Here is a 10,619-nt window from a genome sequence, read left to right as displayed (position 1 = left end):
GTCCGGGGAGTCAGTGTCGATCAGCACCACGTCGGGGCGCACCGTTGCGACGCAGGCGGGCAGGTCGATGGTCAGGCCTGGGGCTTCGGTAACCTCGAACCCGGCCTCGCTCAGCGCCGCCTTGAGGCGGCCGAGCTTGCTTGTGGTGTCGTCGATCAGCAGGATGCGCAACATGGTCGTCCCCCTCATACACCGGCGCGCGCATCGGGCAGGTCGCCCAGTGCGTGCAGGCTGAAGCTGCGGGCATAGCCGTGGGGGTCGCTGCCGTCCCAGCGGGTGCCGTCGATCAGCAGGCTGCTGCGCAGTACCTGCGAAGGGCAGGCCACGCCCAGGCTTTGCGCGGCCTCGCGGTACAGCGCCAGTTGCTGTACCTGACGGGCCACGCCAAGGTAGTCGGGGTCTTCGCGCAGCAGGCCCCAGCGGCGGAACTGGGTCATGAACCACATGCCGTCGGACAGGTATGGCAGGTTGGCCCGGCCATGGTCGAACAGGCGCAACGCATGCGGGTCTTGCCAGTGGTTGCCCAGGCCATCCTGGTAGTGGCCGAGCAGGCGGGCTTCGATGCTTTCCACGGGGGTGTCCAGGTAGGCGCTGCCGCTGAGCAGTTGTGCGGTGCTGCGGCGGTTTTCCGGGCTCTGCTCGATGAACCGGCTGGCAGCAAGTACCGCCTTGATCAGTGCGCGCGCGCTATTGGGGTAGCGCTCGGCGAAGCCGCGGGCACAGGCCAGAACCTTTTCCGGGTGGTCCGGCCAGATCGACTGGCTGGTGGCCAGGGTGAAACCCTGGCCCCGGGCGACTGCATCGGCAGCCCAAGGTTCGCCGACGCAAAAGCCGTCGATGCGGCCGGCCTCGATGTGCGCGGCCATCTGCGCTGGCGGTACCACCACGCTGTCGACATCGTGCAGCGGGTGAATGCCTTGGCTGGCCAGCCAGTAATACAGCCACATGGCGTGGGTGCCAGTGGGGAATGTCTGGGCAAAGGTCAGGCGCGCGCCCTGTTGGTGCACCCGCTGCGCCAATGCTTCAGGACTGGTCACGCCCTTGCGCTGCAGGGCAGGCGACAGGTTGATGGCCTGTGCGTTCTGGTTCAGCCCCATGAGCACCGCCATGTCGCTGGCCGGTGCGCCGCCGATGCCCAGGTGTACGGCATAGACCAGGCCGTACAGGCAGTGCGCGGCGTCCAGTTCGCCACTGACCAGCTTGTCGCGCAGCCCGGCCCAGGAGCCCTGGCGCCTGAGGTTGAGGGTAAGGCCGTATTGCTGGGCGAAGCCCTGGGTGGCGGCCACCACCACCGAGGCGCAGTCGGTCAGGGCCATGTAGCCGATGTTCAGGCTGGGTTTCTCCGGCGTGTCACTGCCGTTGGCCCAGGCCAGCGGGGTTGCTCGGGGTACAGTATTCACAAGGTTCCTCGCCCGTACTGAGAAGGCTGTGGCCTTGCAGGTGCAACGCATGTGCCAGGGCTTGCAAGGCAGGCCATGATTTACTGTCCTGCCAGCCCCTCGCTGGCTATAATCGCCCCCTCACTCACCCTGAGCCTTGCCCGCCCATGTATACCCTGGCCCGCCAGCTGCTGTTCAAGCTTTCCCCGGAAACCTCCCACGACCTGTCCCTGGACCTGATCGGCGCCGGTGGCCGTCTTGGCCTCAACGGTGTGCTGTGCAAGCAGCCTGCGGCATTGCCGGTCACGGTCATGGGCTTGAACTTCGCCAACCCGGTGGGCCTGGCGGCAGGCCTGGACAAGAACGGCGCGGCCATCGACGGGTTCGCCCAGCTGGGCTTCGGCTTTGTCGAAATCGGCACGGTCACCCCGCGGCCACAGCCGGGCAACCCCAAGCCGCGGCTGTTCCGCCTGCCGGAAGCGACGGCCATCATCAACCGCATGGGCTTCAACAACCTGGGGGTCGATCACCTGCTCGGCCGCGTGCGTGCTTCGCGCTACAGCGGTGTACTGGGCATCAACATCGGCAAGAACTTCGATACCCCGGTGGAGCGCGCCGTCGATGACTACCTGATCTGCCTGGACAAAGTGTATAGCGCCGCCAGCTATGTCACGGTCAATGTCAGTTCGCCCAACACCCCCGGCCTGCGCAGCCTGCAGTTCGGCGACTCGCTCAAGCAGTTGCTCGATGCCCTGGCCGAGCGCCGCGAGCAGCTGGCCGTCAGCCATGGCAAGCGCGTGCCGCTGGCGATCAAGATTGCCCCTGACATGAGCGATGAAGAAACCGCCCTGGTGGCCGCCGCACTGATGGAATCGGGCATGGACGGGGTGATTGCCACCAACACCACGCTGGGCCGTGAAGGTGTCGAAGCGCTGCCGTATGGTGGCGAGGCGGGCGGCCTGTCGGGCGCGCCAGTGCTGGAGAAGAGCACGCACATCGTCAAGGTGCTGGCGGGTGAGCTGGGCGGCAAGTTGCCGATCATCGCTGCCGGCGGTATTACCGAAGGCCGCCATGCCGCCGAGAAAATCGCTGCCGGGGCGAGCCTGGTGCAGATCTACTCGGGCTTCATCTACAAGGGGCCGTCGCTGATTCGCGAGTCGGTGGATGCCATTGCGGCGCTACCGAAGGCCTGAACGGCAGGCATGAAAAAGGGCCCCATCAAGGGGCCCCTGGGCCGTAGCCCGCCGCCCGGATGGGGCGCGCATGGTAACTCGAATTCAGTGTCCTCGATCAGCCAACGGCGTGATTTTCGTTGAGTCTATGGATGCCAGCGGTGCCAGTCATTCCGTCCCAGTTATCACCGCGACCTTCACGCCAGCCGTTGATCCAGGCTTGGCGAACAGAAGGAAGATTGAAGGGGCAAAGTTCGCGGGATTTGCCGGTGACCCCGTATTGGTAGCCACGTGAATATGCTCTTTCCAACGGATCACGCTTAAGTCTTCTCATAGGGTGTTGCCCTCACTTGTTGACTGTAATGTCCCGTCGGCCTCTCCGAGGCCGGGCAGAGTCTTTCTGCCGGTTTGCGCTCGCTGCCGGCGTGGCGAGCTGAAGGTGCCGCCTCGTTGCGAAGCGGCCTGAGACCAGTTCTAACGAATGCGAGTCACCCTGTGAATGATCGATTTGTCATAAGGACGTAACCTTTCCGAGGGTGAGGAGATAAGTAAATAAATGCGACTCAACCTTGTTTGGCGTTGAGCCCGCTATGATCGGGGTTTGCCGATCATTGACGTCATTTCGCCAGCGCAGTTGGCGTGTGACAGAAATAATTTGAAATGCGACGAAGGGTCACATGGGCCCGGTAATCGCCAGAATTTTTAATACTGCCTGATGATCTAAGCTGTCTTTGCCACTGGGCCAAGCGCAGATCGGTCAGGCGGCCCGGCCTTGCAAGGCACGCTTGCGTGCAGCAAAGGCCACCCGCACGCCTGCTGGAAGGCATGCGGGCAAACATCGCGGGGCGATGCGTCGCCCCGTCAGTCAAATAGCCCAAAGGCGCTGGATTACTCATGTCGGACCGTTTCGAACTTTATCTCACTTGCCCCAAAGGCCTGGAAGGCCTGCTCGCCGAAGAGGCCCGGAGCCTCGGCCTGGAGGAGGTGCGTGAGCACACCTCGGCCATTCGCGGCGAAGCCGACATGGAAACCGCCTACCGTCTGTGCGTCTGGTCACGCCTGGCCAACCGCGTGCTGCTGGTGCTCAAGCGCTTCTCCATGAAGAACGCCGACGACCTCTACGATGGCGTCAATGCGCTGGACTGGGCCGACCACCTGGCGGCTGACGGCACCCTGGCGGTGGAATTCAGCGGCCACGGCTCGGGCATCGACAACACCCACTTCGGCGCGCTGAAGGTCAAGGATGCCATAGTCGACAAGCTGCGCAACCGCGAAGGCCTGCGCCCATCGGTTGAAAAGATCGACCCGGACGTGCGCGTACACCTGCGCCTGGACCGTGGCGAGGCGATTCTCTCCCTCGACCTGTCGGGGCACAGCCTGCACCAGCGTGGCTACCGCCTGCAGCAAGGTGCTGCGCCACTGAAGGAAAACCTGGCAGCGGCGGTGCTGATCCGTGCTGGCTGGCCACGTATCGCCGCCGAAGGTGGCGCGCTGGCCGACCCGATGTGCGGCGTGGGTACCTTCCTGGTCGAAGCGGCGATGATCGCCGCCGACATCGCCCCCAACCTCAAGCGTGAACGCTGGGGCTTCAGTGCCTGGCTTGGTCACGTGCCAGCGCTGTGGCGCAAGGTGCATGACGAGGCGCAGGCGCGGGCGCAGGCCGGCTTGGCCCGGCCGCCGCTGTGGATCCGTGGCTACGAAGCCGATCCGCGGCTGATCCAGCCGGGTCGCAACAACGTCGAGCGTGCCGGGCTGGGCGACTGGGTGAAAATCTACCAGGGCGAAGTCAGCAGCTTCGAGCCGCGCCCGGACCAGAACCAGAAAGGTCTGGTCATCAGCAACCCACCGTACGGCGAGCGCCTGGGTGACGAAGCCAGCCTGCTGTATCTCTACCAGAACCTTGGCGAGCGCCTGCGTCAGGCATGCATGGGCTGGGAGGCCGCGGTGTTCACCGGCGCGCCTCAGCTGGGCAAGCGCATGGGCATTCGCAGCCACAAGCAATACGCGTTCTGGAACGGCGCCTTGCCGTGCAAGCTGCTGCTGTTCAAGGTGCAGCCCGACCAGTTCGTCACCGGCGAGCGCCGCGAGGCCCAACCTGAAGGCAGCGAACCTCGCCAGCAGGCCGCTGTGGCCAGCGAGCCGGCGCGTTTGTCGGAAGGCGCGCAGATGTTCGCCAACCGCCTGCAGAAAAACCTCAAGCAACTGGGCAAGTGGGCCCGTCGCGAGCAGGTCGACTGCTACCGCCTGTATGATGCCGACATGCCGGAGTACGCCCTGGCAGTCGACCTGTACCATGACTGGGTGCACGTGCAGGAATACGCCGCGCCACGTTCGATCGACCCGGAAAAGGCCCAGGCGCGCTTGCTCGATGCGCTGGCGGCCATCCCGCAAGCGCTGGGCATTTCGCCGCAGCGTGTGGTGCTCAAGCGCCGCGAACGGCAGAGCGGTACGCGCCAGTACGAGCGCCAGGCGACTGAAGGCCGCTTCCAGGAAGTGAGCGAAGGTGGCGTCAAGCTGCTGGTCAACCTCACCGATTACCTCGACACCGGGCTGTTCCTCGACCACCGGCCGATGCGCATGCGCATCCAGCGTGAAGCCGCCGGCAAGCGCTTCCTCAACCTGTTCTGCTACACCGCGACGGCTACCGTGCATGCGGCCAAGGGCGGGGCGCGCAGCACCACCAGCGTGGACTTGTCGAAAACCTACCTGGACTGGGCGCGGCGCAACCTGGCGCTCAATGGCTTCTCCGAGCGCAATCGCCTGGAGCAGAGCGATGTGATGGCCTGGCTGGAAGGCAACCGCGACAGCTACGACCTGATCTTCATCGACCCGCCAACCTTCTCCAACTCCAAGCGTATGGAAGGCGTGTTCGACGTGCAGCGCGACCACGTGCAACTGCTGGACCTGGCCATGGCCCGCCTGGAGCCGGGCGGCGTGCTGTACTTCTCCAACAACTTCCGCAAGTTCCAGCTGGACGAGCACCTGATGGCGCGTTACGCAGTCGAGGAAATCACAGCCCAGACCCTGGACCCGGACTTCGCTCGCAACAACCGTATCCACCGGGCCTGGCGCCTGCAATTGCGCTGAGGCGACGAGGTACATTGCGCGGCTGATGGCCAATAGCTATAACTGAGGGCAGGGCAAGATAATCCGCAGGACGCTGACGTGACGAGATGTGTGTATGTCAAAGCATGGCGTGCGTGCGAGGTTATCTGGCCTGTGCACAGAAGCGGTGTCCGCCTGGGCGCTCGCACTGGTGGCGCTGGTAGCGGGCGCTTTGTTGACGGCCGCCCTGGCGCTTGCCGCGCAGTCTTTATACAAGCAGCAGTTGCGCCAGCGTTTCGAGCTGCTGGCCAGCGAACGCTTCAGCCGTATCGCCGAGCGTTTTGACGAACAGCAGCAGCGCCTGGCCGGGCTGCGGCGGTTCTTCAGCTTCTCCCACGAAATTACCCCGCGCGAATTCGACGGTTATGCCCGGCCATTGCTCCACCGGACCCTGGCCTATGCCTGGGCGCCGCGGGTCGAAGCCGCGCAGCGGGCCGAGTTCGAGCGCCTGGCCGATTCCGGCTCGGGCTATGCGATCCGTGACCAGGACTCGCAAGGCCAGTGGCGCGATGCGCCACTGCGCGACCATTACTTCCCGGTGCTGTATACCCAGCCGGCTGAAATGCCCGGATTGCCGCCTGGTCTGGACCTGGCCGGGCAAGGTGTTCCTCAGGCGGCCCTTGCACGTGCCCTAGGACCGGACAGCATGGCGGTGTCCGAGCCAATTGCCCTGTTCGATGGCACCTCGGATGCGCGTGCCCTGCTGATGGTTGCGCCGGTGTTTTCCGATGCCAACCCCCACGGCGCGGCAGCGGGCTATGTGATGGCCTTGTTGAGCATGCGGCAGCTGGTCAGTGATGGCCGGCCGGTGGCGGCCGATGACAATCTGGTCGTTACTATTGTCGACCCGACCGGGCTGCAAGGCCCCGAAGTACTGTTCGACTCGCAGAACCAGGTCGCGCGTTTGTCATTGGCCAGCAACCGGCTGCTGCACCTGGCTGACCATCAATTCCAGTTGAATATTCGACCGAGCCTGGCGTTCGTGCAGGCCAATCGTTCATCTGCGGTGCTGGCAATCAGCCTGCTGGGCGGGCTGTTGAGCCTGCTGCTCAGTGTCCTGCTGTACAGCCTGTTCAGCCAGAGGCAGCGTGCCCTGGCCCTCGTCGAGCAGCGCACCGCAGAGCTACGGGTCAGCGAGCAGTCGCTGCGTGGCACCCACAACCAGCTGCGCAGCGTGCTGGATGCTGCGACCCAGGTCGCCATCATCGCCACCAACCTCAAGGGCGTGGTCACTACCTTCAATGCCGGTGCCGAGCAGATGCTCGGCTATCCGGCCAGCGCGGCGATCGGCCAGTTGCGCCTTGAAAACCTGGTGCTCCCAGAGGAATTGAGCTTGCGTGCGCAGGCCATGAGCCTGCGCTTTGGTCGCCCCATTGCCGGCGGCCAAGCCATGTTTGCCGAGACGGTTCGGGAGCAGGGCTGCGAACCCGGCGAATGGACCTTGTTGCGCGCCGATGGCAGCCAGCTGGTGGCCAACATGCTGGTCACCGCCATGCTTGACGAGCAGGGTTTGTGGGTTGGCTACCTGGCCATTTGCATCGATGTGACCGAGCGGCGCCGGGTGCATGAGGCGCTGGCCGCGCGTGACCGCTTGCTGGAAAAGCTCAGTGCCGAGGTACCCGGTGGTATCTACCAGTATCGGCTGGATGCCGACGGCCACTCGTGCTTTCCGTACGCGAGCATGGGCCTGTACGACATCTACGAAGTCGATCTGCAGCAGTTGCGCGAAGATGCCACGCCGGTTTTCGAGCGTATTCACCCCGATGACCTGGACCGTGTGCGCCGTTCCGTCTGGTACTCGGCCGAACACCTGTCGCCCTGGCGGGAAGAATACCGCGTCTGCCTGCCACGGGCCGGCCTGCGCTGGGTGCGTGGCGAGGCCACACCGGAGGTGGGCGAGCAGGGCTGCACCCTGTGGCACGGCTATCTCACCGATATCTCCGACCTCAAGGGCGTGGAGGAGGAGTTACGGGCGCTGTCGGTTACCGACTCGCTGACCGGCATTCATAACCGCCGCTACTTCCAGGAGCGGCTCAAGGTGGAGCTGGAACGGGCTGATCGCGATGGCCTGGCGCTGGCGGTGATCATGCTCGACATCGATCACTTCAAGCGTATCAATGACCGCTTTGGCCATGCCGTGGGCGACCGGGTGCTGCGTAGCCTGTGTCAGCGCATCGGCCAGCGCTTGCGGCGTACCGATGTGTTCTGCCGGTTGGGGGGGGAGGAGTTCATGGTGCTGTGCCCGGGCAGCGATGCCGAGCAGGCACGGCTGCTGGCGCTGGAGTTGTGGCAAGGGCTGCGCAATCTGTCGGTGGAGGGGGTGGGCACGGTCACCGCGAGCTTTGGCGTGGCGGGGTGGCGGCCGGGGGAGGGCGCCGATGCGTTGCTGCTACGGGCCGATGCCGGGGTGTATGCGGCCAAGCAGGCCGGGCGGGACCGGGTGGAGGGCGAGTCGGCGTAACAGTTGTGGTTTGCCTGTCCCGGCGCTTCGCGGCGTTAGCCGCGCAAGCGCCGGGACGAACCGTGCAATCAGTTGGCAGCGGTGCTGCCGGCCAGCTTCGGCTGGCGATACAGGTCCAGCAGCACCTGGTCCAGCACTTGCGATGCGCCCCACGGTTTCGGGTCGTTGAGGATCGCCGCCACCGCCCAGGTATGGCCGTTGCTGTCACGGCTGAAGCCGGCAATCGCCCGCACGGTGTTCAGCGTGCCGGTCTTGATATGCCCTTCACCGGTCATGGCGGTGCGCTTCAGGCGCTTGCGCATGGTGCCGTCCATGCCCACCAGTGGCATCGAGCTCATGAATTCTGCCGCGTAGGGGCTTTTCCAGGCGGCCTGCAGCATCGCCGCCATTTCCCGGGTGCTGACCCGCTCGGCGCGCGACAGGCCAGAGCCGTTTTCCATCACCAGGTGTGGCGCGGTGATACCTTTTTTCGCCAGCCACTGGCGCACCACGCGCTGGGCGGCACGGGCATCGTCGCCATCGGCATCGGTGCGGAACTGCGCGCCCAGGCTGAGGAACAACTGCTGGGCCATGGTGTTGTTGCTGTACTTGTTGATGTCGCGGATCACTTCCACCAGGTCTGGCGAGAAGGCACGGGCCAGCAAGCGAGCGCTCTTGGGAACGTTTTCGACGCGGTCACCACCCTGGATGCTGCCACCCAGCTCGTTCCAGATTGCGCGGACGGCACCGGCAGCGTAAGTCGAGTGGTCGAGCAGCGACAGGTAGGTCTGCGAATTGCAGCCGTCACCCAGCTGGCCGCTGACCGTCACGCTGATGCCATCGGCCTGGGGTACCGGGTTGTAGCGCACATCACCGGTACACTGCCTGGACGCCACTGCCTTGACCTGGTTGTCGATGCGGATGCTGGCAATCGGTGGCTCGACCGCGATGGTGACTTTGCCGCCATCGTTGCGGGCCACGAAGCGCAGGGCCTTGAGGTTGACCAGCAGCGAGTCGGGCTTGACCAGAAAGGGTTTGTTAACATCGCCGCCGTCGTCGTTGAACTGCGGCAGGTTGGGTTGCACGAAATGACTGCGATCCAGCACCAGGTCACCGGTGATGGTGCGCACGCCGTTGGCGCGCAGGTCACGCATCAGCAGCCACAGTTTTTCCATGTTCAGTTTCGGGTCACCGCCACCTTTGAGGTACAGGTTGCCGTTGAGTACGCCGTTGCTCAGGGTGCCGTCGGTGTAGAACTCGGTTTTCCACTGGAAGGTCGGGCCCAGCAGTTCGAGGGCGGCGTAGGTGGTGACCAGTTTCATGGTCGAAGCCGGGTTCACTGAAACATCGGCATTGAACACGGTCGCGGTGCCGGGACCGTCCAGCGGCAGCATCACCAGTGACAAGGCGGTGTCTTGCAACTTGTTGGCCTTGAGGGCCTGCTGGACCTTGGCGGGGAGCGTGGTATTGACGGCGGCGGCCTGGCTGGGCAAGGCAAGTGGCAGCAGCAGGCCGGCAAGAATCAGGGGACGAAGCGTTTTGATCATAGCGAGTAAATACCCTGCGGCGAGGGGAATGGGCTTGGGGCTGTATGAGATGATGGCCCCACGACGAAAGCCTACGCATTATGCCCCAAGCGCAGCGATGATGCGCCACGTTCGACGGAAAAGCGCCCTTCCTGAAAAAGCACCGCGCATAAAAAAGGCCACCGCGAGGGTGGCCTTCTACCGATTGAACCAGGCGAGTATTACTCAGCCTTGTTGATCGGCTTTTCCGGGTACCAGGCGTCGAGCAGCGGGCTGACCTCGACTTTGGTCAGTTCGCTGCGACCTTTGAGCCAGGCTTCAACGGCAGCGCGTTGCTCTTCGCTGACCGAGCCGCGCTTGACCGAGCACACCAGGCCGAAATCGTCACCGCCTACATAGTCCAGGCCGTTGGCGTCCATGGCTTCAGCCAGAAACGCGTCGAGGAAAGCATCGATTGCCTGGTCATTCAGATCTTCCTTGAATTCCAGGTTCAGCTCGAAGCCCAATTCCTGAAACTCGTCGACACACAGCTTCTTGCGCAGACGACGGGAGCGGTTTGTGGCCATGAAACAATCCTCTTAGGTAATAACGCCGCGCAGTCTACCAGCTAACGCGCTTCGCTGCCTGCCTGAGTGCAGGTCGCTGCGGCCAGTTCCTTGGCCAGTGCGCGTTCCACCCGGCACATGTGCCGCGCCAGAGACTGGCGACGCAGGCGCAGCTGGGCGCAGGGCAAGCCACTGACCGCCAAGGCATCGCAGGCCGCCATCAGGCGGGGGGCTTCCAGCATGCGCGCGGCGCTGAGCACTTTGTGGGCGTGGTCGGCAATCGCAGGGCCGTCGTGCTCCGGGTGCAGCGCCATCAAGGTGGCCAGGTCGGCCTGCAGGCTCTGTTGCAACGCCAGCAGGAAGCGCTGGCGGTCGGCTGGCGCAGGCCCGATGACTGCGGCCAGGCCGTCCAGGCTGTAGGGTGTGCGGCTGAGTTTTTTCTGCCGGCGCGG

7 protein-coding genes and 2 pseudogenes are annotated in these 10,619 nt (G+C 64.4%); 3 read left to right on the top strand and 6 right to left on the bottom strand.

From position 1 onward, the window contains the following. Positions 1-174, bottom strand: a pseudogene (locus tag HP546_RS18880) (response regulator); the annotation flags it as partial. Between the two features lie 11 nt (positions 175-185). Then, positions 186-1,400 (bottom strand): CmpA/NrtA family ABC transporter substrate-binding protein, encoded by a 1,215-nt coding sequence (locus HP546_RS18875; protein WP_172228294.1) that lies wholly within the window; start codon positions 1,398-1,400, stop codon positions 186-188. Between the two features lie 146 nt (positions 1,401-1,546). Between HP546_RS18875 and HP546_RS18870 the strand changes: the two genes are divergently transcribed. Next, positions 1,547-2,572, top strand: coding sequence for a quinone-dependent dihydroorotate dehydrogenase (locus HP546_RS18870; RefSeq protein ID WP_172228292.1), 1,026 nt, complete (start codon positions 1,547-1,549; stop codon positions 2,570-2,572). Between the two features lie 97 nt (positions 2,573-2,669). Here the strand turns inward: HP546_RS18870 and rmf are convergent, their stop codons facing one another. After that, positions 2,670-2,885, bottom strand: a complete 216-nt coding sequence (gene rmf / locus HP546_RS18865; RefSeq protein WP_003248687.1) for a ribosome modulation factor — start codon at positions 2,883-2,885, stop codon at positions 2,670-2,672. Positions 2,886-3,445: 560 nt separating this feature from the next. On the opposite strand from rmf, the gene rlmKL reads away from it, so the two are divergent. Both rlmKL and HP546_RS18855 read left to right on the top strand, forming a co-directional pair. Next, positions 3,446-5,638 (top strand): bifunctional 23S rRNA (guanine(2069)-N(7))-methyltransferase RlmK/23S rRNA (guanine(2445)-N(2))-methyltransferase RlmL, encoded by a 2,193-nt coding sequence (gene rlmKL, locus HP546_RS18860; protein ID WP_172228290.1) that lies wholly within the window; start codon positions 3,446-3,448, stop codon positions 5,636-5,638. 94 nt (positions 5,639-5,732) lie between these two features. Continuing rightward, positions 5,733-8,117, top strand: a complete 2,385-nt coding sequence (locus tag HP546_RS18855) for a GGDEF domain-containing protein (protein ID WP_172228280.1) — start codon at positions 5,733-5,735, stop codon at positions 8,115-8,117. 68 nt (positions 8,118-8,185) lie between these two features. On the opposite strand, the gene dacB is transcribed toward HP546_RS18855, so the two are convergent. The 3 genes and pseudogenes from dacB to HP546_RS18840 form a co-directional block, all read right to left on the bottom strand. Then, positions 8,186-9,643 carry a D-alanyl-D-alanine carboxypeptidase/D-alanyl-D-alanine-endopeptidase gene (gene dacB / locus HP546_RS18850; protein WP_172228269.1) on the bottom strand — a complete coding sequence of 486 codons (1,458 nt, stop codon included), beginning with the start codon at positions 9,641-9,643 and terminating at the stop codon, positions 8,186-8,188. A gap of 200 nt (positions 9,644-9,843) precedes the next feature. Further along, positions 9,844-10,188, bottom strand: a complete 345-nt coding sequence (locus HP546_RS18845; protein ID WP_172228267.1) for a YggL family protein — start codon at positions 10,186-10,188, stop codon at positions 9,844-9,846. A gap of 41 nt (positions 10,189-10,229) precedes the next feature. Next, positions 10,230-10,619: pseudogene (locus tag HP546_RS18840) on the bottom strand (hybrid sensor histidine kinase/response regulator); the annotation flags it as partial.

It is taken from the genome of Pseudomonas sp. CM25 (genome assembly GCF_013179705.1).
GTDB lineage: Bacteria > Pseudomonadota > Gammaproteobacteria > Pseudomonadales > Pseudomonadaceae > Aquipseudomonas.
The sequence above is the reverse complement of the archived record's forward strand: the minus strand, read 5'-3'. Positions and strand labels throughout refer to the sequence as shown.

Bases quoted from the DNA above. Each gene is read 5' to 3' on its own strand.
- HP546_RS18855 (WP_172228280.1), top strand. From the start codon at position 5,733: ATGTCAAAGCATGGCGTGCGTGCGAGGTTATCTGGCCTGTGCACAGAA.
- dacB (WP_172228269.1), bottom strand. From the start codon at position 9,643: ATGATCAAAACGCTTCGTCCCCTGATTCTTGCCGGCCTGCTGCTGCCA.
- rlmKL (WP_172228290.1), top strand. From the start codon at position 3,446: ATGTCGGACCGTTTCGAACTTTATCTCACTTGCCCCAAAGGCCTGGAA.
- HP546_RS18845 (WP_172228267.1), bottom strand. From the start codon at position 10,188: ATGGCCACAAACCGCTCCCGTCGTCTGCGCAAGAAGCTGTGTGTCGAC.
- rmf (WP_003248687.1), bottom strand. From the start codon at position 2,885: ATGAGAAGACTTAAGCGTGATCCGTTGGAAAGAGCATATTCACGTGGC.
- HP546_RS18870 (WP_172228292.1), top strand. From the start codon at position 1,547: ATGTATACCCTGGCCCGCCAGCTGCTGTTCAAGCTTTCCCCGGAAACC.